General features: G+C 57.6%; 23 protein-coding genes. 2 read left to right on the plus strand and 21 right to left on the minus strand.

The window, feature by feature from the left end:
• Positions 1-6: 6 nt before the first annotated feature.
• Positions 7-1,344: an NCS2 family permease gene (locus ACMGF7_RS07825; RefSeq protein ID WP_004933851.1), complete on the minus strand. Its 1,338-nt coding sequence runs from the start codon at positions 1,342-1,344 to the stop codon at positions 7-9.
• Positions 1,345-1,577: 233 nt separating this feature from the next.
• Here ACMGF7_RS07825 and ACMGF7_RS07830 point away from each other — a divergent pair, with 233 nt between their 5' ends.
• Positions 1,578-1,982 carry an NUDIX hydrolase gene (locus ACMGF7_RS07830; RefSeq protein ID WP_420286413.1) on the plus strand — a complete coding sequence of 135 codons (405 nt, stop codon included), beginning with the start codon at positions 1,578-1,580 and terminating at the stop codon, positions 1,980-1,982.
• A gap of 45 nt (positions 1,983-2,027) precedes the next feature.
• The gene (gene yieH / locus ACMGF7_RS07835) at positions 2,028-2,696 is read left to right on the plus strand and encodes a 6-phosphogluconate phosphatase (protein WP_004933845.1); all 669 of its coding nucleotides are present in this window, start codon (positions 2,028-2,030) and stop codon (positions 2,694-2,696) included.
• Here the strand turns inward: yieH and ACMGF7_RS07840 are convergent.
• From ACMGF7_RS07840 to rsmG, 20 genes are all read right to left on the minus strand, one after another.
• A complete protein-coding gene (locus ACMGF7_RS07840; protein ID WP_015376138.1) occupies positions 2,693-3,433 on the minus strand; it encodes an amino acid ABC transporter permease in 741 nt (246 codons plus the stop codon). The genes yieH and ACMGF7_RS07840 overlap by 4 nt on opposite strands.
• 1 nt (position 3,434) lies before the next feature.
• Positions 3,435-4,148 carry an amino acid ABC transporter permease gene (locus tag ACMGF7_RS07845; RefSeq protein ID WP_015376137.1) on the minus strand — a complete coding sequence of 238 codons (714 nt, stop codon included), beginning with the start codon at positions 4,146-4,148 and terminating at the stop codon, positions 3,435-3,437.
• An 81-nt stretch (positions 4,149-4,229) separates the two neighbouring features.
• A complete protein-coding gene (locus ACMGF7_RS07850) occupies positions 4,230-5,069 on the minus strand; it encodes an ABC transporter substrate-binding protein (protein WP_019455482.1) in 840 nt (279 codons plus the stop codon).
• Between the two features lie 168 nt (positions 5,070-5,237).
• On the minus strand, positions 5,238-5,972 hold the full coding sequence (gene phoU, locus ACMGF7_RS07855; protein WP_004933833.1) for a phosphate signaling complex protein PhoU: 735 nt from the start codon (positions 5,970-5,972) through the stop codon (positions 5,238-5,240).
• A gap of 11 nt (positions 5,973-5,983) precedes the next feature.
• Positions 5,984-6,754, minus strand: coding sequence for a phosphate ABC transporter ATP-binding protein PstB (gene pstB / locus ACMGF7_RS07860; RefSeq protein ID WP_016929614.1), 771 nt, complete (start codon positions 6,752-6,754; stop codon positions 5,984-5,986).
• A 54-nt stretch (positions 6,755-6,808) separates the two neighbouring features.
• Positions 6,809-7,699, minus strand: a complete 891-nt coding sequence (gene pstA / locus ACMGF7_RS07865) for a phosphate ABC transporter permease PstA (protein ID WP_004933824.1) — start codon at positions 7,697-7,699, stop codon at positions 6,809-6,811.
• A 1-nt stretch (position 7,700) separates the two neighbouring features.
• Positions 7,701-8,657: a phosphate ABC transporter permease PstC gene (pstC, locus tag ACMGF7_RS07870; protein ID WP_004933822.1), complete on the minus strand. Its 957-nt coding sequence runs from the start codon at positions 8,655-8,657 to the stop codon at positions 7,701-7,703.
• 91 nt (positions 8,658-8,748) lie between these two features.
• Positions 8,749-9,789: a phosphate ABC transporter substrate-binding protein PstS gene (gene pstS / locus ACMGF7_RS07875; protein ID WP_004933819.1), complete on the minus strand. Its 1,041-nt coding sequence runs from the start codon at positions 9,787-9,789 to the stop codon at positions 8,749-8,751.
• A gap of 335 nt (positions 9,790-10,124) precedes the next feature.
• Positions 10,125-11,954: a glutamine--fructose-6-phosphate transaminase (isomerizing) gene (glmS, locus tag ACMGF7_RS07880; RefSeq protein WP_049240395.1), complete on the minus strand. Its 1,830-nt coding sequence runs from the start codon at positions 11,952-11,954 to the stop codon at positions 10,125-10,127.
• 150 nt (positions 11,955-12,104) lie between these two features.
• On the minus strand, positions 12,105-13,478 hold the full coding sequence (gene glmU / locus ACMGF7_RS07885) for a bifunctional UDP-N-acetylglucosamine diphosphorylase/glucosamine-1-phosphate N-acetyltransferase GlmU (RefSeq protein WP_033631386.1): 1,374 nt from the start codon (positions 13,476-13,478) through the stop codon (positions 12,105-12,107).
• A 289-nt stretch (positions 13,479-13,767) separates the two neighbouring features.
• The gene (locus tag ACMGF7_RS07890; RefSeq protein ID WP_004933814.1) at positions 13,768-14,187 is read right to left on the minus strand and encodes a F0F1 ATP synthase subunit epsilon; all 420 of its coding nucleotides are present in this window, start codon (positions 14,185-14,187) and stop codon (positions 13,768-13,770) included.
• Positions 14,188-14,207: 20 nt separating this feature from the next.
• Positions 14,208-15,590 carry a F0F1 ATP synthase subunit beta gene (gene atpD, locus ACMGF7_RS07895; RefSeq protein WP_033631385.1) on the minus strand — a complete coding sequence of 461 codons (1,383 nt, stop codon included), beginning with the start codon at positions 15,588-15,590 and terminating at the stop codon, positions 14,208-14,210.
• A gap of 32 nt (positions 15,591-15,622) precedes the next feature.
• The gene (atpG, locus tag ACMGF7_RS07900; protein ID WP_004933811.1) at positions 15,623-16,486 is read right to left on the minus strand and encodes a F0F1 ATP synthase subunit gamma; all 864 of its coding nucleotides are present in this window, start codon (positions 16,484-16,486) and stop codon (positions 15,623-15,625) included.
• A gap of 59 nt (positions 16,487-16,545) precedes the next feature.
• Positions 16,546-18,087: a F0F1 ATP synthase subunit alpha gene (atpA, locus tag ACMGF7_RS07905; RefSeq protein ID WP_004933808.1), complete on the minus strand. Its 1,542-nt coding sequence runs from the start codon at positions 18,085-18,087 to the stop codon at positions 16,546-16,548.
• A 12-nt stretch (positions 18,088-18,099) separates the two neighbouring features.
• Entirely contained in the window at positions 18,100-18,633 is a 534-nt protein-coding gene (gene atpH / locus ACMGF7_RS07910; protein ID WP_015376133.1) for a F0F1 ATP synthase subunit delta, read from the minus strand.
• 14 nt (positions 18,634-18,647) lie between these two features.
• Positions 18,648-19,118: a F0F1 ATP synthase subunit B gene (gene atpF, locus ACMGF7_RS07915; RefSeq protein WP_004933804.1), complete on the minus strand. Its 471-nt coding sequence runs from the start codon at positions 19,116-19,118 to the stop codon at positions 18,648-18,650.
• A 57-nt stretch (positions 19,119-19,175) separates the two neighbouring features.
• On the minus strand, positions 19,176-19,415 hold the full coding sequence (atpE, locus tag ACMGF7_RS07920) for a F0F1 ATP synthase subunit C (protein ID WP_004093904.1): 240 nt from the start codon (positions 19,413-19,415) through the stop codon (positions 19,176-19,178).
• 49 nt (positions 19,416-19,464) lie between these two features.
• Positions 19,465-20,244: a F0F1 ATP synthase subunit A gene (atpB, locus tag ACMGF7_RS07925; protein WP_015376132.1), complete on the minus strand. Its 780-nt coding sequence runs from the start codon at positions 20,242-20,244 to the stop codon at positions 19,465-19,467.
• Positions 20,245-20,266: 22 nt separating this feature from the next.
• The gene (gene atpI / locus ACMGF7_RS07930) at positions 20,267-20,650 is read right to left on the minus strand and encodes a F0F1 ATP synthase subunit I (RefSeq protein ID WP_004933796.1); all 384 of its coding nucleotides are present in this window, start codon (positions 20,648-20,650) and stop codon (positions 20,267-20,269) included.
• Between the two features lie 639 nt (positions 20,651-21,289).
• Positions 21,290-21,910: a 16S rRNA (guanine(527)-N(7))-methyltransferase RsmG gene (rsmG, locus tag ACMGF7_RS07935; protein ID WP_015379471.1), complete on the minus strand. Its 621-nt coding sequence runs from the start codon at positions 21,908-21,910 to the stop codon at positions 21,290-21,292.
• Positions 21,911-22,021 lie beyond the last annotated feature (111 nt).

Genomic DNA, 22,021 nt, shown 5'->3' on the forward strand with positions numbered 1-22,021 from the left:
TGGCTGTCAATGGCCGTCGACGAAGACAATCTTAAGCACGAACAGCAGCGCCACCACCACCACGCACGGGCTGATTTCACGCCAGCGGCCGGTGCCCAGCTTCATCACGCAGTAGGAGATAAAGCCGAGCGCGATGCCTTCGGTGATCGAGAAGCTGAACGGCATCATCACCGCGGTGACAAACGCCGGCACCGCTTCGGTCAGATCGTCCCATTTCACCCGCGCCAGGCTGGAGGTCATCAGCACGCCGACGTAGATCAGCGCGCCGGCGGCGGCATACGCCGGCACCATGCCCGCCAGCGGCGACAGGAAGATCACCAGCAGGAACAGCAGGCCGGTGACCACCGCCGTCAAACCGGTGCGGCCGCCGACGGCGACGCCGGATGAGCTTTCGATATAAGCGGTCACGGAAGAGGTGCCCGCCAGCGAACCGGCCACCGAGCTGATGCTGTCAACGTACAGCGCCTGCTTCATGCGTGGGAACTTACCCTGGTTGTCGGTCAGGCCGGCTTTATCGGTGACGCCGATCAGGGTGCCGGAGGAGTCGAACAGGTTCACCAGCATAAACGAGAAGATGACCCCGGCCAGCCCGATGTTCAGCGCGCCGGCCACATCGACCTGGCCCACCACCGAGGTAATGCTCGGCGGCAGCGAGAACAGGCCGCCGTATTTCACGTCGCCCAGCATCCAGCCGATCAGGGTGGTGACCACGATCGACACCAGCACCGCCGCATGGAAGTTACGCGAAGAGAGTACGGCGATGATGAAGAAGCCGAGCGCCCCCAGCAGCACGTTGTGCGAGGTCAGGCTGCCGATGGTCACCAAGGTGTCCGGGTTGGCCACCACGATGCCGGCGTTTTTCAGCCCCATCATGCCGATGAACAGGCCGATGCCGCTGGTGATGCCGACGCGCAGGCTGACCGGAATGTTGGCGATCATCCAGTAGCGAATGCGGAAAATGGTCAGCAGCAGCAGGCCGACCGCGCCCCAGAAGATGGCGCCCATGCCCACCTGCCAGGAGATGCCCATCGCCCCGACCACCACGAAGGCGAAGAAAGCGTTCAGCCCCATCGCCGGCGCCAACGCCACCGGCAGGTTCGCCAGCAGGCCCATAAAGATGCTGCCGAAGGCGGCGATCAAACAGGTGGTGACAAATACCGCCTGGGTATCCATGCCCGCCGCGCCCAAAATTTGCGGGTTAACGAACACGATATACACCATGGTGAGGAAGGTGGTGATACCGGCAATCGTTTCCGTACGCGCCGTCGTGCCATGTTGCTTGAGTTTAAACACGCGCCCAAGCAAGCCTTGCTCAGCGTCAAGGCCAGATACTGGTTTGGTCATTATCAGAATTCCGAAAATGGGAATGGACAGTCGCCGGCTATCCTATAACAAAAAGTGGGGCTTTTGACGCCGGTCACAGGTTTTTTTCGCCGTCTTTACGGCTAAATGCGTCAACGGATTGTATTTACAGACATTCATCCCCCGACCGCCCATTGCGTTGCCGTTTGCCGGCACGGCCGATAAAATGGCCTATCGCCCCCTCTTTCCCTATCCGTTAACAAACAGGAATCCGCATGTCTTCGACCTTTATCGATAAGCTGGCGTTGATCGCGCTGAAAGATGACAAAGTGGCGCTGGTGCGCTCGCACAACAAGACGCTGTTTTATATGCCGGGCGGAAAGCGCGAAGCGGGTGAAACCGACGAACAGTCGCTGTGCCGCGAAATCGACGAAGAGCTGACCGTCGCGCTGCAGCCGAACTCCATCGCATTTTACGGCGAGTTCTCCGGCCCGGCAGACGGCAAGCAGGACGGCACCCTGGTGCGCATTCGCTGCTACCAGGCCGACTTTACCGGGCAGTTGCAGCCGGCCGCCGAAATCGCCGAGCTGAAATGGTGCGACAGCCGCGATCTGCCGCAGTGCTCACACGTCGCCGCGCTGATTTTGCACGATCTCAAGGCGCGTAACCTGATCAAGTGATCGCTGAGTCGCCTCAGCGGCGTTAACCCAAGGAACCTGTCCCGCATGAATCAGATTGACTGCATTTTGTTCGACTGCGACGGCACGCTGGTGGACAGCGAAGTGCTGTGCAGCAAAGCCTATGTGCACATGTTCGCCCGCTACGGCATTCATCTGTCGCTGGAAGAGGTGTTCAAGAAATACAAAGGGGTGAAGCTGTACGAGATCATCGATCGGGTCAACGCCGAGCAGGGCACTGACCTGGCAAAAGAGACGCTGGAGCCGCTGTATCGGCAGGAAGTGGCGCGGCTGTTCGACAGCGAGCTGCAGCAGATTGCCGGCGCCCGCGAGCTGCTGGCGCAGGTGACGGTGCCAGTCTGCACCGTCTCCAACGGGCCGGTCAGCAAGATGCAGCACTCGCTCGGCCTGACCGGCATGCTGCCTTATTTTGATGACCGGTTGTTCAGCGGCTATGACATTCAGCGCTGGAAGCCGGATCCGGCGATCGTGTTTCACGCCGCCGAACAGATGCAGGTGCCGGTGACGCGCTGCATCCTGGTGGACGATTCACCCGCCGGCGCGCAGGCCGGCATCAATGCCGGCATCCCGGTCTTTTATTTCTGCGCCGATCCGCATAACCCGCCGATCGACCACCCGCTGGTGACAACGTTTGACGACCTGGCTCAATTGCCCGCGCTGTGGCGCGAACGCGGCTGGCGGCTGACGGCCGATTAACTGGCCGGCAACGGCGGCTTGTTGCGCCACCAGCGCCAGGAGCGCTTCAGCGCGCGGGTTTGCGCGCCGAAGCGGCGGTTGACCGCGTTGGCCAGCAGATCGAGCGCCAGGCAGAACACGAAATAGACCAGCGCCACGAACAGGAACACTTCCATCGGGTAGACCATGCTGCGGTTGTTGACCTGGGTCGCCAGGAAGGTCAGTTCGCCAACGCCGACGATATAAGCCAACGAGGTGTCTTTGATCAGAGAAATCCACTGGTTGATGAACGACGGCACCATCATGCGCAGCGCCTGCGGCAGCACGATCATGCGCAGCGTCTGCCAGCGGGTCAGCCCCAGAGAAAGCCCGGCCTGCCATTGGCCGGGGCCGATCGCGGCGATGCCGGCTTTCACCGCATGGGCCAGATAGGCCGAGGCGATCAGCGCCAGCGCGCACACGACGGTGGTGATTTCCGGGATCTCTACGCCAAACACCATCGGCAGCAGGAAATAGGTCCAGAAGATCAGCATGATGACCGGAATGGCGCGGAAAAAGCCCAACACCGCCGCCAGCAGCCCGGCGGCGATGCCGCGCGACATCGCCAGCGCCACGCCGAGCAGGGTGCCGAGCACCGCCGAGGCGACCCCGGCCATCAGACTGATCGCCAACGTCAGCGCCGCGCCGCCCAGCGGCCCATCCGGCCAGGTGCCCCACAGCAGGTAGCCCAGGTTGTCGTGAATCACGCTGAAATCCATCTCAATGCCCTCCCAGCGGTTTACGCTGTTGTCGCCACATGCCCCAGCCTTCCAGCAGCGCGATGATGGCGATGTACAGTACCGTCGCCACGCCGAACGCCTGGAAGGTGCGCAGGGTTTCGGTTTCGACCTGACGCGAGGCGTAAGAGAGTTCAGCCACGCCGATCGCCATGGTCAGCGACGAGTTCTTGATCACGTTCATGTATTGCCCCAACAGCGGCGGCAGCGCGATTTTCAGCGCCTGCGGCAGCACCACATAGCGCATCGCCTGCCAGCCGGTCAGCCCCAGCGCCTGAGCGGCATATTTCTGTCCGCCGGCGACGCCGCGAATGCCGGAGCGGATCTCTTCGGCGATAAAGGCGGTGGAGTACAGCGTCAGGCCGAAGAAACCGGCGAGAAACTCGAACGACGGCCACTCAAGCGGGCCGATCTGATGGGCGCTGTTCAGCCACTGCATGGCGGCGGACGGCAAGATCTGCCCGGCGGCGAAGTACCAGAAGAACAGCTGCACCAGCAGCGGCGTATTGCGAAACAGCGAGCTGTAGCCCATCGCCAGCCAGCGCAATGGCCGCAGGCTGCTGTCGCGCATCGCCGCCAGCACGAAGCCCAGCAGCGTGGCCGCCAGGCCCGCGCAGGCGGAAAGCCACAGCGTCAGCAGAAAGCCGTGCCACAGCCAGCTCAGGTATTGCGGCGCCAGCAGCCAGTCCAGATTCATGTTCAATCCTTGTCTTGCAGAATGCATCAGGGGCGCAGCAAGCTGCGCCCCTCCGTGCCTATCTCACCGCAAGCGGTTAAGTCAGGCTTTTGGTTGCTGATCCAAAGGCGCGATTTTGAAATCGCCGCGCGGCTGGGCGGATTGGGTTTCCGGCCCGAACCAGCGATCGTAAATCTTAACCGCTTCACCGTCTTTTTCCAGCTTGATCAGCGTCTCGTTCACCGCGGCGGTCAGGCGATCTTCACCCTTGGGAATGCCGACGCCCTGATACTCTTTGGTCAGGCTGAACGGCGAAATTTCAAACTCCGCCTTTTGCGCCGCCGGCAGGTTGCCGAGCAGGCCGACCAGCTTGGCGTCGTCCTGAGTGATCGCCTGCACGTTGCCGTTACGCAGCGCCACGAACGCCAGCGGGGTATCATCGTAGGAGATCACTTTCGCCGTCGGGAAACGCTCGCGCAGGGTGATTTCCTGCACCGTGCCCTTGTCCGCGCCGATGCGCAGCTTCTTGATGTCTTCCGGGGTTTTCAATACGCCTTTGCGGGCGATGAATTTCTGGCCGGTGGCGAAATACGGCACGCTGAAGTTCACTTCCTTGGCGCGCTCGTCGGTAATGGTGAAGTTGGCGGCAATCAGGTCAACCTTCTTCGACACCAGCAGCGGAATGCGGTTGGCCGGGTTGGTGGCGCGCAGCTCCACTTTCACCCCCAGCGCTTTGCCGATCGCGTCGGCGACATCCACATCGTAGCCCACCAGCTTCTTGCTCTGCGGATCGATGTAACCGAACGGCGGATTGCTGTCGAACACCGCGATGCGCACCACGCCGGCTTGCTTGATATCGTCAAGTTTGTCCGCGTGCGCGGCGCCGGCGGCGAGGCCGGTCAGACTGGCTAACAACGTTAAGGCCAAAGCGCGATGTTTCATAGAGAGCTCCTAAGTGGTTGATGTCCTGCTGGCGGATAAGCTAGCAAGCGCCACATAGGTCAGGAAATAATATAAAAAGCTATATTTATAACCTTTTTATCTTTACGCGCTTAAGATGGAATAAAGGCGCGAGAAACCGCGCCTTGGAAGGATATTACCCGGAAAGGGTTAGTCGTCTTTTTCGTCTTTACCGCCCGGAGACAGCAGCTTTTCCAGGGCGTCGCCGCCCAAATGACGGAAATCCTGTCCTTTGACGAAATAGAAGATAAATTCGCAGATGTTCTGGCAGCGATCGCCGATACGCTCGATAGAACGGGCGCAGAACAGCGCGGTCAGCACGCTCGGAATGGTGCGCGAATCTTCCATCATGTAGGTCATCAGCTGACGCACGATGCCTTCGTATTCCTGGTCGACCTTTTTATCTTCCCGGTAAATACGGATCGCTTCGTCCAGATCCATGCGCGCGAACGCGTCCAGCACGTCGTGCAGCATCTGCACGGTGTGGCGCCCCAGCGACTCCAGGCTGACCAGCAGCGGCTGGTGCTGGTGCGAGAACTTCTCCAGCGCGGTGCGGCAGATCTTGTCCGCCACGTCGCCGATGCGTTCCAGTTCGGAAATGGTTTTGATGATCGCCATCACCAGACGCAGATCGCTGGCGGTCGGCTGGCGCTTGGCGATAATGCGCACGCAGGCTTCGTCGATCGCCACTTCCATCATGTTGACCTTGGCGTCGCCTTCGATCACGCGCTTGGCCAGCTCGCCATCCTGATTGTGCATCGCGGTGATGGCGTCGGTCAGCTGCTGCTCCACCAGCCCGCCCATGGTCAGCACCTGGGTGCGGATATGCTCGAGCTCTGCGTTGAACTGGCCGGAAATGTGTTTGTTTAAATTCAGGTTATCCATGATGCTTCCTATCAACCATAACGGCCAGTGATGTAGTCTTCAGTCTGCTTTTTCTGCGGCGCAGTGAACAGGTTATCAGTATCACTGAACTCGATCAGCTCGCCCAGATACATAAATGCGGTAGAGTCGGAGCAGCGCGCCGCCTGCTGCATGTTGTGCGTCACAATCACCACGGTGTAATCGGCCTTCAGTTCGCTGATCAGCTCTTCAATCTTGCCGGTGGAAATCGGATCCAGCGCCGAGCAAGGCTCATCCAGCAACAGCACTTCCGGACGAATGGCGATGCCGCGGGCAATGCACAGACGCTGCTGCTGGCCGCCGGAGAGGCTGTAGCCGCTCTGGTGCAGCTTGTCCTTGGTTTCGTTCCACAGCGCCGCCTTGGTCAGCGCCCACTGCACGCGCTCGTCCATATCGGCGCGCGACAGCTTTTCAAACAGGCGAACGCCGAAGGCGATATTGTCGTAAATCGACATCGGGAACGGCGTCGGCTTTTGGAACACCATGCCGACCTTGGCGCGCAGCAGCGCGATATCCGAGTTGTCGGTCAGGATGTTCTGGCCGTCCAGCAGGATGCCGCCTTCCGCACGCTGTTCCGGGTACAGCTGGTACATCTTGTTGAAGGTGCGCAGCAGGGTGGATTTGCCGCAGCCGGAGGGGCCGATAAACGCGGTGACCTTGTTCTTGGCGATATCCAGCGTGATGTTCTTCAGCGCATGGAATTTGCCGTAGTAGAAGTTCAGATCGCGTACCTGAATTTTGCTGCTGGAAGCGTCAGTAACCATACTCATCAAGACTTCTCTCTTTTCATCAGCGCCGCCAAAGCGGCGCTCAAAATTTTATGAATGCTTTTTCTTGGCGAAAATCACGCGCGCCAGGATATTCAGTAACAGTACGCACAGGGTGATCAACAGCACCCCGGCCCAGGCCAGCTGCTGCCATTCGGCGAACGGGCTCATGGCGAATTTGAAGATGGTCACCGGCAGGTTGGCGATCGGCTGCATCAGGTCGGTGCTCCAGAACTGGTTCGACAGCGAGGTGAACAGCAGCGGCGCCGTTTCCCCCGCGATACGCGCAATCGCCAGCAGCACGCCGGTGATGATGCCGGACACCGACGCCTTCAGCGTGATAGCGGAAATCATGCGCCATTTCGGCGTACCCAGGGCATAGGCGGCCTCGCGCAGCGTATCCGGCACCAGCTTCAGCATGTTCTCGGTGGTGCGAATGACGATCGGCACCTGCAGCAGCGCCAGCGCCACGATGCCGGCCCAACCGGAGAAGTGTTCCATCTTCGCCACCACGATGGTGTAAACGAACAGGCCCACCACGATCGACGGTGCGGACAGCAGGATGTCGTTGATAAAGCGGATCACTTCCGCCAGCCAGGATTTACGGCCGTATTCCGCCAGATAGATGCCGGCCATGATGCCCAGCGGCGTACCGAAGAGGGTCGCCCACAGGATCAGCAGGCCGCTGCCGGCGATGGCGTTGGCCAGGCCGCCGCCCGCGGTGTTCGGCGGCGGTGTCATTTCGGTGAACAGCGCCAGCGACATGCCGTCGAAGCCTTTGGTGACGGTGGCGATCAGGATCCAGATCAGCCAGAACAGCCCGAACGCCATGGTCGCCATCGACAGGAACAGCGCGAGGCGGTTTTTCTGCCGACGCCAGGCCTGCATTTTGCGGCGGCTTTCCGCCAGAACGACTGCGTTTTGCATATCCATCGTCGCCATGTTAACGCCCCTCATTCTTGGCCAGACGCATGATCATCAGTTTCGACAGCGCCAGCACGATAAAGGTGATAACAAACAGAATCAGGCCCAGCTCCATCAACGCGGCGGTGTGCACGCCGGACTCGGCTTCGGCGAATTCGTTGGCCAGCGCCGAGGTGATGCTGTTGCCCGGCATGTACAGCGAAGCGCTGTCGAGCTGGTAGGTGTTGCCGATGATAAAGGTCACCGCCATGGTTTCCCCCAGCGCGCGGCCCAGGCCCAGCATCACGCCGCCGATGACGCCGTTTTTGGTGAACGGCAGCACGATGCGCCAGATGACTTCCCAGGTGGTGCAGCCGATACCGTAGGCCGACTCTTTCATCATTACCGGGGTCTGTTCGAACACGTCGCGCATCACCGCAGCGATGTAAGGAATGATCATGATAGCCAGGATCACCCCGGCGGCCAGGATGCCGATGCCGAAGGCCGGGCCGGAGAACAGCTCGCCGACGATTGGAATGCCCGACAGTACTTCGCCCACCGGCGTCTGGAAGTATTCGGCGAACAGCGGGGCGAACACGAACAGGCCCCACATGCCGTAGACGATGCTCGGAATGGCCGCCAGCAGCTCAATGGCGATGCCCAGCGGCCGCTTCAGCCAGTTCGGCGCCAGTTCGGTCAGGAACAGCGCGATGCCGAAGCTCACCGGCACGGCGATGATCAACGCGATAAGCGAGGTGACCACGGTGCCGTAGATCGGCACCAGCGCGCCGAACTGCTCCGCCGGCGCGTCCCACTCTTTGGTCCACAGGAACGCAAAGCCGAATTTCTGCATGCTTGGCCAGGAGGCGAAGATCAGCGAAACGATGATGCCACCCAGCAACAATAGGGTAATCAGCGCAGCCAGTCTCACCAGCGCGCTGAAAATGATGTCACCGTTTTTGCCCGGTGCTTTGATGGTCGGCTTGTACTCAGCCATAGATTACTCTCTGTTTGAACCCTGGCAGCCCCAACCGGGATCGGAGCCTGAAGAACTGTGTGGGGCGCGGCGAACCCGCGCCCCTGCGTTGTTAGTACAGCGCTTTACCTGAACTGTCTTTTACGTTGGTTTTCCAGGCCGCACGCACCTGCTCAACCACTTCTGCCGGCAGGGTGGCGTAATCCAGCTCGTTAGCTTGTTTTGCACCGGTTTTGTAGGCCCAGTCGAAGAACTTCAGCACTTCGGCACCCTGAGCAGGGTTTTTCTGCTCTTTGTGCACCAGGATGAAGGTGGTGGAGGTGATTGGCCACACGTTGTCGCCTTTCTGGTCAGTCAGATCCTGAGCGAAGGTTTTGCTCCAATCCGCGCCCTTGGCGGCGTTGCTGAAGCTCTCTTCGGTCGGGCTGACCGGTTTGCCGTCGGCGGACACCAGCTTGGTGTAAGCCAGGTTGTTCTGCTTGGCGTAAGCGTATTCTACGTAGCCGATAGAGCCTGGCAGGCGCTGAACGAAGGCGGCGATGCCGTCGTTGCCTTTGCCGCCCAGACCGGTCGGCCAGTTAACGGTAGAACCGGCGCCAATCTTTTCTTTCCACTGCGCATTGGCCTTGGACAGGTAGCTGGTGAACACGAACGAGGTGCCGGAACCGTCGGCGCGGCGCACTACGGCGATGTTCTGGTCAGGCAGTTTCACGCCTGGGTTCAGCTTGGTGATAGCCGGATCGTTCCACTTTTTGACGTTGCCCAGGTAGATATCGCCCAGGGTTTTGCCGTCCAGCGTCAGTTCGCCGGATTTGATGCCCGGGATATTCACCGCCAGCACCACGCCGCCAATCACGGTCGGGAACTGGAACAGGCCGTCGGCCGCCAGCTTGTCGTCAGACAGCGGGGCGTCGGAGGCGCCAAAGTCAACGGTGTTGGCCACGATTTGCTTTACGCCGCCAGAGGAGCCGATGCCCTGATAGTTAACTTTATTGCCGGTTTCTTTCTGATAAGAATCTGCCCACTTGGCGTAAACCGGAGCGGGGAATGTCGCACCTGCACCGGTCAGGCTGGCAGCAGCGAACGCGGACACGGCGGTCAGGGAGAAGGTCGCTGCCACAATACTGGCGACGGTGGTACGCATCAGTTTCATAATCCCTCCTAATGGGATATTTAAAATCGACTTCGAGTCGTTTTAATCAGAGTAAGTATTGCTGCAGGAGGGAAAATAGGACAGTTTGGTGACAGAAAAATGTACGCAATATGACAGTTATATTACAGCGTATTTGATAGGTGTTTGTTTTTATGTAAATCAGAAGGTTAGCCGTGAAACAGCACATTTCCCAAGCAATAAAAAACCGGCTTGGCGCGGCCTATCCGCTTGAATATGACAACGTTTATCACCGAAACGGCAGCGCTGTCATCTTTAAGGTCACTCATGAAAAAAGCCGGCGCTAAGGCCGGCTTTTGCAGTTTACCTGCGACAGATTACTCTACGGTGACAGACTTCGCCAGGTTGCGCGGCTGGTCAACGTCGGTGCCCTTGATCAGCGCCACGTGGTAAGACAGCAGCTGCAACGGCACGGTGTAGAAGATCGGCGCGACGATTTCCTCGACGTGCGGCAGAGGAATGAGGGTCATGCCTTCGCTGCTGACGAAGCCGGCGTCCTGATCGGCGAACACGTACAGCTGGCCGCCGCGCGCGCGCACTTCTTCAATGTTGGACTTCAGCTTTTCCAGCAATTCGTTGTTTGGCGCCACCACGATCACCGGCATGTCGGCGTCGATCAGCGCCAGCGGGCCGTGTTTCAACTCGCCCGCCGCATAAGCTTCAGCGTGAATATAGGAGATCTCTTTCAGCTTCAGCGCCCCTTCCATGGCGATCGGATACTGATCGCCGCGGCCGAGGAACAGCGCATGGTGCTTGTCGGAGAAGCCTTCCGCCAGCGCTTCGATCTCTTTATCCATCGACAGCATCTGCTCGATACGCGCCGGCAGCGCCTGCAGGCCGTGCACAATCTCCTGCTCCACGCTTTCCGCCATGCCTTTCAGACGGCCCAGGCGCGCCACCAGCATCAACAGCACGGTGAGCTGCGTGGTGAAGGCTTTGGTCGAGGCTACGCCGATTTCCGTACCGGCTTTGGTCATCAACGCCAGATCGGATTCGCGCACCAGCGAAGAGCCGGCAACGTTACAAACGGCCAGCGAACCGAGATAACCCAGCTCTTTGGACAGGCGCAGCGCCGCCAGGGTGTCGGCGGTTTCGCCGGACTGTGACAGAGTGATGATCAGGCTGCCCGGACGCACCGCCGATTTGCGGTAACGGAATTCAGACGCGATCTCGACATCGCACGGCACGCCGGCCAGCGCTTCAAACCAGTAACGCGCCACCATACCGGAGTGGTAAGAAGTCCCACAGGCGATGATCTGCACGTGCTGCACCTTGGCGAGCAACTCGTCGGCGTGCGGCCCCAGCTCACTCAGGTTGATTTGGCCATGGCTGAAACGCCCTTCCAGGGTGTTTTTCAGCGCCAGCGGCTGTTCGTAAATCTCTTTTTGCATGTAGTGGCGGTAAGCGCCCTTGTCGCCGGCGTCATACTGCACCTGGGATTCGATCTCAGGACGCTCGATGGCGTTGCCCTGTTTGTCGAAGATGTTGACGGTGCGGCGAGTCACTTCCACCACGTCGCCCTCTTCCAGGAAGATGAAGCGGCGGGTGACCGGCAGCAGCGCCAGCTGATCGGAAGCGATGAAGTTTTCCCCGACGCCGCGGCCGATAACCAGCGGGCTGCCGGAACGCGCCGCGACCAGCACGCTCGGATCGCGGCTGTCCATCACCACGGTGCCATAAGCGCCGCGCAGCTGCGGGATCACGCGCTGAACCACTTCCAGCAGCGTACCGCCTTGCAGTTGTTCCCAGTGCACCAGGTGCGCAATCACTTCGGTGTCGGTTTCAGAGCTGAAACGGTAACCGCGTTCAATCAGCAGTTCGCGCAGCGGCTCGTGGTTTTCGATGATGCCGTTATGCACCACGGTAATGTAGTCGGAAACATGCGGGTGCGCGTTCGCTTCGGTCGGTTCACCGTGCGTAGCCCAACGGGTGTGAGCGATGCCGGTTCCGCCGTGCAGATCGGTTTGTTCCGCCGCTTCGGCCAGCTTTTGTACCTTGCCAACGCGACGCAGGCGACTAACGTTGCCTTTTTCATCGACCACCGCCAGACCGGCGGAGTCATAACCGCGGTACTCGAGACGACGTAAACCTTCCAACAGGATTTCTGCAATATCACGTTGCGCTACTGCGCCTACAATTCCACACATCAGTTATATTCCTAATGAACGCCCTTCATGGGCGCTTTCGATGCCTTGACCTGATTTTTGCCGGTTTTTACCGTGCGCCCCCGAGCCTGTAGATGGTGGGGGTTATTATGTTTTGTATTGGGCTCTGAACGGAGCCCAACGCAAAACACACTATGACTTCTTCTTCACCGGACGTTGCCAACCCTGAATGTGCACCTGCTTGACGCGGCTCAGCACCAGTTCGTTCTCGGCGATATCGCGCGTCACCGTGGTGCCGGCGGCGATGGTGGATCCTTTGCCGACCGACACCGGCGCCACCAGCTGAGTATCGGAACCGACGAATACGCCGTCGCCGATCAGCGTTTTGTGCTTGTTGGCGCCATCGTAGTTACAGGTGATGGTGCCAGCGCCGATATTCACGTCATCACCGATTTCGGCATCGCCCAGGTAGCTGAGGTGGCCGGCCTTGGAGCCTTTGCCCAGACGCGCCTTTTTCATTTCCACGAAGTTGCCGACGTGGGCCCCTGCCGCCAGCTCCGCGCCTGGGCGCAGGCGGGCGAACGGCCCCACCGTGCAGTCTGCTTCCAGCACGCTGTCTTCCAGCACGCTGTAAGGGCTGATCTCGCAGTTATCGCCAATCACGCAGTTTTTCAGCACGCAGCCGGCGCCGATTTTCACCCGGTCGCCCAGCTTGACGTGACCTTCGATAATCACATTCGCATCAATAGTGATGTCACGGCCGTGAACAAGCTCCCCGCGCAGATCGAAACGCGCCGGATCCAACAACATCACGCCGGCCAACAGCAGCTTTTCAGACTGTTCCGACTGGAATACGCGCTCCAGAGTCGCCAGCTGCAGACGGTTGTTCACGCCTTCCACTTCACTTAAACGCGACGGGTGCACGGCTTCGATTTTCTTGCCGTCGGCATGGGCCAACGCAATGATATCGGTGATGTAAAACTCGCCCTGTGCGTTGTCGTTATTCAACATTCCCAGCCAGCGCTTCAGATCGCGCCCGTTCGCCACCAGGATGCCGGTATTGATCTCGTTGATCTGGCGCTGTGCCTCGCTGGCGTCCTTGTGTTCGACGATGCCCACCACGTTGCCCTGCTCACGCACGATGCGGCCGTAACCGCTCGGATCGTCCAGCTTGACCGTCAGCAGGCCGATGCCGCCCTGCGGCTTGGCCGCCAGCAGGCGTTGCAGCGTATCCACGGAGATTAACGGCACATCGCCGTACAGCATCAGCACGTCTTCATCGTCGGCAAAGTGCGGCGCGGCCTGCTGCATCGCATGGCCGGTACCCAGTTGCTCGGCCTGCAGCACCCAGTTCAGCGCGCCTTCGGTCAACGTGCTTTTCAACAGATCGCCGCCGTGGCCGTATACCAGATGAACCTGTTGCGCGCCCAGTTTCATCGCGGCATCAATGACGTGTTGCACCATCGGCTTGCCGGCCAACGGATGTAGGACCTTGGGAAGATCGGAATACATGCGTGTTCCCTTGCCCGCGGCGAGGATGACCACGCTCATTGCGCTGTTCGACATAAGCAACCTGATAACTCCATTTTGATAGACGAAAGTAAAACCGTTTAGCGACGATATTACTACATATTTCTCTGCACGAACCCGGCGCAGGCCGCGTGGGCCTTGGTCTGCCGCTATCACGGCCAATTCGGCGTCGGGACAAAAAAACTGTCGGCGATCGGCGACGTTTATTTCCCGATATCAGCGGTTATACACCACACCGCCCGCCGGGCTGAAATACTTATTTTAAAGTAAAAAAAAGCGACCCTATAGGCCGCTTTCTTAAAGTTGGGTGCCGGGCACCCAAACATTACATCGCTTTTCTGGTGAGCTCGATAACGCGCAGTTTTGCGATCGCTTTCGCCAGTTCAGCGGATGCCTGAGCATAGTCGACATCGCCATGAGAGCTGCGAATGTGTTCTTCAGCTTTACGCTTAGCTTCCAACGCTCTCGCTTCGTCGAGGTCAGTACCACGGATAGCAGTGTCCGCCAGCACGGTAACCACGCTCGGCTGCACCTCGAGGATGCCGCCGGACAGGTAGATGAACTCTTCTTCACCGTGCTGCTTAACAATACGCACCATGCCAGGCTTGATGGCAGTCAGCAGCGGCGCATGGCCAGGGAAGATCCCCAGTTCACCTTCGCTGCCTGTCACCTGGATCTTCTGCACCAGGCCGGAAAACATCTGTTTTTCCGCGCTGACTACATCCAGATGGTAAGTCATAGCCATATCACCCTCCTCTCAAGGCGTTACAGTTTCTTGGCTTTTTCCACTGCTTCTTCAATGGTGCCAACCATGTAGAACGCCTGCTCCGGCAGGTGGTCATAGTCGCCGTCCATAATGCCTTTGAAACCACGGATGGTGTCTTTCAGCGATACGAACTTGCCCGGAGAACCGGTGAAGACTTCTGCCACGAAGAACGGCTGAGACAGGAAGCGTTGGATCTTACGCGCACGGGATACGACCAGTTTGTCTTCTTCAGACAGCTCGTCCATACCCAGGATCGCGATGATATCTTTCAGTTCCTGGTAGCGTTGCAGAATGGACTGCACGCCACGCGCTACGTCGTAGTGCTCCTGGCCAACAACCAGCGGATCCAGCTGACGGCTGGTGGAATCCAGCGGGTCAACGGCCGGGTAGATACCCAGAGAAGCGATGTTACGGCTCAGTACCACGGTTGCGTCCAAGTGCGCAAAGGTGGTGGCTGGAGACGGGTCAGTCAAGTCATCCGCAGGAACGTAAACGGCCTGTACGGAAGTGATGGAACCGGTCTTGGTCGAGGTGATACGTTCTTGCAGAACGCCCATCTCTTCCGCCAGCGTTGGCTGATAACCTACCGCGGATGGCATACGGCCCAGAAGTGCGGACACTTCGGTACCGGCCAGGGTGTAACGGTAGATGTTGTCAACGAACAGCAGAACGTCACGGCCTTCGTCACGGAATTTCTCCGCCATGGTCAGACCGGTCAGCGCAACGCGCAGACGGTTACCTGGTGGCTCGTTCATCTGGCCATAAACCAGGGATACTTTGTCCAGAACGTTGGAGTCGGTCATTTCGTGGTAGAAGTCGTTACCCTCACGAGTACGCTCGCCCACGCCCGCAAACACGGAATAACCGGAGTGCTCGATCGCGATGTTACGGATCAGCTCCATCATGTTTACGGTTTTACCTACGCCCGCACCGCCGAACAGACCGACTTTACCGCCCTTGGCGAATGGACAAATCAGGTCCATTACCTTGATACCGGTTTCCAGCAGTTCCTGGGAGTTGGACAGCTCTTCGTAGCTTGGCGCCGCGCGGTGAATCGCCCAACGCTCTTCTTCGCCGATGTCGCCTTTCATGTCGATCGGTTGACCCAATACGTTCATGATACGGCCCAGGGTAGCTTTACCCACCGGCACTTCAATCGGGTGGTCCAGGTTGTTCACTTTCAGACCGCGACGCAGACCGTCGGAGGTCCCCATTGCGATACAGCGAACCACGCCACCGCCCAGCTGTTGCTGAACTTCCAACACCAGTTTTTCGGTGCCGTTTTCTACCTCAAGGGCGTCGTACACTTTCGGTACGGCATCCTGAGGGAACTCGACGTCCACCACGGCGCCGATTACCTGGATAATCTTTCCAGTAGCCATCTTGAATCCTCTACGTAATTCGTAAACCTAGCTTAAACCGCGGAGGCTCCCGAAACGATCTCGGTGAGTTCCTGAGTGATGCTGGCCTGACGCGCCTTGTTGTATACCAACTGCAGCTCTTTGATCAGGCTACCGCCGTTATCGGTTGCGGCTTTCATCGCGACCATTCGTGCGGCCTGCTCGCTGGCCAGGTTTTCCACGACGCCCTGATAAACCTGCGACTCCACATAGCGGCGCAGCAAGGTATCAAGCAGCACTTTTGGATCGGGTTCATACAGGTAATCCCAAGGCGTTTTCTTCAGCTCTTCGTCATCGGCTGGCGGTAACGGCAGCAGCTGAAGCACCTGCGGCTCTTGGGACATCGTATTAACAAATTTGTTGCTGACAATGTACAGCTTGTCCAAACGACCTTCGTCGTAAGCCTGCAGCATCACTTTCACCGGCCCGATCAGATCCGACAGGGAAGGTTTGTCCCCCATGCCGGTCACCTGGGCAACCACGTTGCCGCCCACGGAACCAAAGAAAGAGGCCGCTTTAGAGCCAATCAGCGCCAAATCGGTTTCGACGCCTTTTTCGGACCAGGCTTTCATCTCCGCCAGCAGCTTTTTGAACAGGTTGATGTTCAAGCCGCCGCAGAGACCACGGTCAGTAGACACCACCAGATACCCGACGCGCTTAACGTCACGCTCATCCAGGTACGGGTGCTTGTACTCCAGATTCCCTAACGCAAGGTGACCAATCACTTTGCGCATGGTCTCTGCATAAGGACGGCTGGCCGCCATGCGATCCTGCGATTTACGCATTTTGGAGGCGGCGACCATTTCCATCGCTTTAGTGATCTTTTGCGTGTTTTGCACGCTAGCGATCTTACTACGTATCTCTTTTGCGCCGGCCATCTCTGCTTCTCCTCAGTGCCAGACGGCCTGCTGTCTTTCAACAGCAGGACCGTTCGGCGTTACCAGGACTGGGTTTTCTTGAAGGTCTCGAGGATGTCTTTCAACTTGCCCTCGATCTCATCATTGAAGTTGCCAGTTTGGTTGATGTGGTTCAGCAGTTCGGCGTGCTCGCGGTCCGCATAGGCTACCAGCGCGGCTTCGAAGCTCACCACTTTGGCGACTTCGACGTCGTTCAGGTAACCGCGTTCTGCGGCAAACAGCACCAGAGACTGTTGTGCAACCGACATCGGCGCATACTGTTTCTGTTTCAGCAGCTCGGTCACTTTCTGACCGTGGCTCAGCTGTTTGCGGGTCGCGTCGTCCAGATCGGATGCGAACTGGGAGAACGCAGCCAGTTCACGATACTGCGCCAGCGCGGTACGGATACCACCGGACAGTTTCTTCATGATCTTGGTCTGCGCGGCGCCACCAACACGGGATACGGAGATACCCGGGTTAACTGCCGGACGAATACCGGAGTTGAACAGGTTGGATTCCAGGAAGATCTGACCATCGGTAATCGAGATTACGTTGGTCGGAACGAACGCGGAAACGTCACCCGCCTGGGTTTCAATGATCGGCAGAGCGGTCAGTGAACCGGTTTGGCCTTTAACTTCACCTTTGGTGAAAGCTTCAACGTATTCGGCGTTGACGCGCGCTGCGCGCTCCAGCAAGCGGGAGTGCAGGTAGAATACGTCGCCTGGGTAAGCTTCACGACCTGGCGGACGACGAAGCAGCAGGGAAATCTGGCGGTAAGCAACGGCCTGTTTGGACAGGTCATCGTACACGATCAGCGCATCTTCACCGCGGTCACGGAAGTATTCGCCCATTGCGCAACCGGCGTATGGCGCCAGGTATTGCAGTGCAGCGGATTCGGAAGCGGTCGCCACCACCACGATGGTGTTGGCCAGTGCGCCGTGCTCTTCCAGTTTGCGCACCACGTTAGCGATGGTGGACGCTTTCTGGCCGATAGCCACGTAAACGCATTTGATGCCGGAGTCGCGTTGGTTGATGATCGCATCGATCGCCAGCGCGGTTTTACCGGTCTGACGGTCACCGATCACCAGCTCACGCTGGCCACGGCCGATTGGAATCATGGCGTCAACGGATTTGTAGCCAGTCTGAACCGGCTGATCAACGGACTGACGCTCGATAACGCCTGGCGCGATAGCTTCTACCGGAGAGAAACCGTCGTTCTCAATCGGGCCTTTGCCGTCGATTGGCGCGCCCAGGGTGTTAACTACGCGGCCCAGCAGACCACGACCGACTGGAACTTCCAGGATACGGCCGGTGCATTTAACCTTCATGCCTTCGGCCAGATCCGCGTACGGACCCATGACCACGGCACCGACGGAGTCGCGCTCCAGGTTCAATGCGATTGCGTAACGGTTGCCAGGCAGCGCGATCATTTCGCCCTGCATAACTTCGGCCAGGCCGTGTACGCGGATGATCCCGTCACTGACGGAAACGATAGTACCTTCATTGTGAGCTTCGCTCACTACATTGAACTGAGCAATGCGCTGCTTGATCAGTTCGCTGATTTCGGTGGAATTCAGTTGCATGCTCCAGTCCCCTTAAGACTGCAAGACGTCTGTCAGGCGTTCAAGACGACCGCGAACGCTGCCATCAATCACCATATCGCCGGCGCGAACAACGATGCCGGCCAGTACAGACTTGTCAATTTTGCAATTCAGCTTAACTTTGCGTGACAGACGTTTTTCCATCGCAGCGGCGATTTTCGCCTGCTGTTCGTCGTTCAGCGCGCTCGCAGAGAGCACTTCGACTTCGACGGTGGATTCCAGCGAGGCGCGCAGTTCGATGAACTGCTGCAGCACGGCAGGAAGAACCAGTAAACGTCCATTTTCGGCCATTACACGGATAAAGTTCTGGCCATGTTCGTCGAGCCGATCGCCACAAACCGCGATGAACGTCTTGGACAGCGTTTCTGGCGCAACCGCGCCAGACAGCAGTTCAGAAATCTGTTCATTGCGAGTGACTTCAGCCGCAAACGCCAGCATGTCCTGCCAGCGCTCTACGCTTTGGTGCTCAACGGCAAAGTCAAAAGCTGCTTTGGCGTAGGGGCGAGCTACAGTTACAAATTCAGACATCAGCCCCTCCCTCCTTACAGTTCAGCGACCAGTTTATCAACGATGTCGCTGTTAGCAGCTTCATCCACGGAACGTTCGATGATCTTCTCGGCGCCGGCAATTGCCAGCATCGCGACTTGCTTACGCAACTCTTCACGAGCGCGCTTACGTTCGGCTTCGATCTCAGCCTGAGCCTGCGCCACGATTTTGTTACGTTCCTGCTCGGCTTCGGCTTTCGCTTCATCCATGATCTGAGCTTTGCGTTTGTTCGCTTGCTCGATGATCACCTGAGCTTCTGCTTTGGCAGTTTTCAGCTGGTCGGTCGCATTGGCTTGCGCTAAGTCCAGATCTTTTTTGGCACGCTCTGCAGAAGCGAGGCCGTCAGCGATTTCTTTCTGACGCTTCTCGATGGCAGCCATGATCGGCGGCCATACGTACTTCATGCAGAACCAGACAAACAGAACGAACGCGATGGCCTGGCCGAGGATTGTTGCGTTAAGATTCACAGCACAATGCCTCTTTAAAAGTTAATAGTTTGGTTACGTCGTAGAGGGTTGCTCTACTTACGCGACGGCGAACATCACGTACAGACCCAGACCTACAGCGATCATCGGGATGGCGTCGACCAGACCCATAACGATAAAGAACTGTGTACGCAGCAGAGGAATCAGGTCAGGCTGACGAGCAGCGCCTTCCAAGAATTTACCACCCAGGATGCCGATACCGATCGCAGCACCGATTGCCGCTAAACCCATCATCACAGCGGCAGCCATGTACAGCAGATCCATACTCAGGTTTTCCATGACAGTCTCCAGTTTGTTTCAGTTTAAAAGTGCAAGTGTTTTAAGAAAATCAGTGCTCTTCAGACGCCATCGACAGATAGACAATCGTCAGAACCATGAAAATAAAGGCTTGAAGCGTAATGATCAGGATGTGGAAGATAGCCCAAGGCAAGCTCAGGACCCACTGTGACCACCACGGCAACAGGCCGGCAATCAGGATGAAGATCAACTCACCCGCATACATGTTGCCGAACAGTCGCAGACCCAGTGAAACAGGTTTGGACAGCAGGCTGACACCTTCAAGAATCAGGTTGATAGGAATGAATACAGGGTGGTTGAACGGCTGCATGGTCAACTCTTTAACAAACCCGCCAACGCCTTTCATTTTGATGCTATAGAACAGAATCAGGATAAACACGCCCAGCGCCATCGACAGCGTGACGTTCACGTCGGCGGTAGGCACCACGCGCAGCGCAGGCAGGCCGAGGATGTGTTCGCCAACATAAGGCAGGAAGTCGATGGGCAGCAGGTCCATCAGGTTCATCAGGAACACCCAGACGAACACGGTCAGCGCCAGCGGCGCAATTACCTTGCTCTTGCCGTGGTACATGTCGCGCACGCTGCTGTCGACGAAACCGACCACCAGCTCCACGGCGGTTTGCAGTTTACCCGGCACGCCGCTGGTGGCGTTTTTGGCCACTTTGCGGAAGATCACCAGGAAAAGCGCCCCGAGGACGACGGAGAAAAACATCGAGTCGATGTTGATCGACCAGAACCCAGTCCCGACCTGAAGCTGCGTCAGGTGGTGACCGATATACTCCTGTGGAGTCAAGACTTCTCCTGCAGACATGATGCCTCTTACCCTTATTTAGTTAAGTTCGGTAACTGTTAATCACGGCCGGTGCCACTATTTGCACCACTAACACCGCTAAATAGGTCAGGCCAAGCGGTATAAACTCCGCCTTGAACACCCCCAGCGCCACGATCAGCAAAACGATGGTGATCACGACCTTTAGCCCCTCGCCGATGGCGAACGACCAGGCAACCCTACCGGGCGCCGGCGTTTGCGCCTGATGGCGCAAGGCAAACAGCATAAACATTGCACTCGGCAACCAGGCGGCGAGACCGCCTGCCAACGCCGAAGCGCTCCATTCCGGGCTTTTCAGCCAGAAAGCAACGCTGATCAGAACAAAAGTCATTAACTGCAAAAACAGCAGTTTGCGTGCGACTTTCCCGCTGTAAAGGGACACAGACATGACGTTTGTTCTCTCCGTACCCCAGAGGGGGTATGCTGAGTGACGTATACAACTGTTTTTGCTGTCCTGAGTCAAGCAGCAAAAAACGAGCAAATTATACGGGGCATACCAACGAATTCAATCGATAAGTAGCGAAAAGGTGAACAATTATTTAAATTTCCCTATTCCAGCCTATTTTCACAAGAAAACGGTCGGAATAATAGGGCGCATTTAATTGTCTGATTATTCCAGCGTTGCGTTTAGAAACGCGAAGCTGATCACAGTAATGTCCCTTCCTGATTTATAGCCGATGGTCAACCAAACCGTCTTTAGCAATTTGAGCGATCAAAAAATTATATAAATCAAAACATTACTAGTTAACTGTTCAAAAACAATCCGTATACCCGATGAAAACCTTTTATTGACAAGCAGCGGGGCAATATTCCAACAGCCAATTAACATTAGCAGCAAACGCCAATCTTTCGCACATGATTGCTAACGTGACTATTTCTAAATGCAATTACTCTATTGTCGCTAATTAGCCGCGTTTTTTGTGTTAATAGAAAGTAAATTAACTAAAAAAAGCGACCAACTAATTAGCCTGCTTATCTTTCTGCTGGGTACGACCTTTAATTCACGCTTGTTTGATCAAAAGCAAACTCAGTTTGCCTTAAGAATCACCAGATGACGTTCGCCTTCCAGTTCAGGCACCTGCAGCCGCACGATAGACTCCAGGCTAACGCCAGCCGGCAGCTGCGTCAGTTCTTCATCCGGGCGCACGCCTTTCAACGCGTAAAAACGCCCCTGCCCTTTCGCCGGCAGGTGATGGCACCAGGACAGCATATCCTGCAGCGAAGCGAATGCCCGGCTGATCACGCCATCGAACGGTGGCTCGGCCGGAAACGCTTCGACGCGGCTCTGCACCGGCTCGATATTGTTCAGGCCCAGCTCATGCTGCACCTGGCGCAGGAAACGCACGCGCTTGCCCAGGCTGTCGAGCAGCGTGAAATGCGCGTCCGGGCGCACAATCGCCAGCGGAATGCCCGGCAAGCCGGGGCCGGTGCCGACATCGATAAAACGCGAGCCCTGCAGATGCGGATTGACCACAATACTGTCGAGGATGTGGCGCACCAGCATTTGCTGCGGATCGCGCACCGACGTGAGGTTATAAGCCTTGTTCCACTTATCCAGCATGCCGACATAGCCCAGCAGCTGCTGTTTCTGCTGATCGGGCAGCTCAATGCCTGCTGCCGCGAGCAGCGAGTCTAATTTTTTTTGCACAACGGATCCTCTGGCAGGCGCTGAACGACCAGCGGATGGTTAGCTGGCGCAATGAGGCGACTATGATAATTCAGGGCGCAAGTGATGTCAGCGGCCGTTTGGCTACGGGTT

The organism is Serratia sp. BNK-17 (assembly GCF_048684935.1).
GTDB classification, from domain to species: Bacteria; Pseudomonadota; Gammaproteobacteria; order Enterobacterales; family Enterobacteriaceae; genus Serratia; species Serratia nematodiphila.

What these genes read in the sequence shown, in the direction of transcription:
- ACMGF7_RS07825 (WP_004933851.1), bottom strand. Translation starts at nt 1,344, where the DNA reads ATGACCAAACCAGTATCTGGCCTTGACGCTGAGCAAGGCTTGCTTGGG.
- ACMGF7_RS07830 (WP_420286413.1), top strand. Translation starts at nt 1,578, where the DNA reads ATGTCTTCGACCTTTATCGATAAGCTGGCGTTGATCGCGCTGAAAGAT.
- yieH (WP_004933845.1), top strand. Translation starts at nt 2,028, where the DNA reads ATGAATCAGATTGACTGCATTTTGTTCGACTGCGACGGCACGCTGGTG.
- ACMGF7_RS07840 (WP_015376138.1), bottom strand. Translation starts at nt 3,433, where the DNA reads ATGGATTTCAGCGTGATTCACGACAACCTGGGCTACCTGCTGTGGGGC.
- ACMGF7_RS07845 (WP_015376137.1), bottom strand. Translation starts at nt 4,148, where the DNA reads ATGAATCTGGACTGGCTGCTGGCGCCGCAATACCTGAGCTGGCTGTGG.
- ACMGF7_RS07850 (WP_019455482.1), bottom strand. Translation starts at nt 5,069, where the DNA reads ATGAAACATCGCGCTTTGGCCTTAACGTTGTTAGCCAGTCTGACCGGC.
- phoU (WP_004933833.1), bottom strand. Translation starts at nt 5,972, where the DNA reads ATGGATAACCTGAATTTAAACAAACACATTTCCGGCCAGTTCAACGCA.
- pstB (WP_016929614.1), bottom strand. Translation starts at nt 6,754, where the DNA reads ATGGTTACTGACGCTTCCAGCAGCAAAATTCAGGTACGCGATCTGAAC.
- pstA (WP_004933824.1), bottom strand. Translation starts at nt 7,699, where the DNA reads ATGGCGACGATGGATATGCAAAACGCAGTCGTTCTGGCGGAAAGCCGC.
- pstC (WP_004933822.1), bottom strand. Translation starts at nt 8,657, where the DNA reads ATGGCTGAGTACAAGCCGACCATCAAAGCACCGGGCAAAAACGGTGAC.
- pstS (WP_004933819.1), bottom strand. Translation starts at nt 9,789, where the DNA reads ATGAAACTGATGCGTACCACCGTCGCCAGTATTGTGGCAGCGACCTTC.
- glmS (WP_049240395.1), bottom strand. Translation starts at nt 11,954, where the DNA reads ATGTGTGGAATTGTAGGCGCAGTAGCGCAACGTGATATTGCAGAAATC.
- glmU (WP_033631386.1), bottom strand. Translation starts at nt 13,478, where the DNA reads ATGTCGAACAGCGCAATGAGCGTGGTCATCCTCGCCGCGGGCAAGGGA.
- ACMGF7_RS07890 (WP_004933814.1), bottom strand. Translation starts at nt 14,187, where the DNA reads ATGGCTATGACTTACCATCTGGATGTAGTCAGCGCGGAAAAACAGATG.
- atpD (WP_033631385.1), bottom strand. Translation starts at nt 15,590, where the DNA reads ATGGCTACTGGAAAGATTATCCAGGTAATCGGCGCCGTGGTGGACGTC.
- atpG (WP_004933811.1), bottom strand. Translation starts at nt 16,486, where the DNA reads ATGGCCGGCGCAAAAGAGATACGTAGTAAGATCGCTAGCGTGCAAAAC.
- atpA (WP_004933808.1), bottom strand. Translation starts at nt 18,087, where the DNA reads ATGCAACTGAATTCCACCGAAATCAGCGAACTGATCAAGCAGCGCATT.
- atpH (WP_015376133.1), bottom strand. Translation starts at nt 18,633, where the DNA reads ATGTCTGAATTTGTAACTGTAGCTCGCCCCTACGCCAAAGCAGCTTTT.
- atpE (WP_004093904.1), bottom strand. Translation starts at nt 19,415, where the DNA reads ATGGAAAACCTGAGTATGGATCTGCTGTACATGGCTGCCGCTGTGATG.
- atpB (WP_015376132.1), bottom strand. Translation starts at nt 20,244, where the DNA reads ATGTCTGCAGGAGAAGTCTTGACTCCACAGGAGTATATCGGTCACCAC.
- atpI (WP_004933796.1), bottom strand. Translation starts at nt 20,650, where the DNA reads ATGTCTGTGTCCCTTTACAGCGGGAAAGTCGCACGCAAACTGCTGTTT.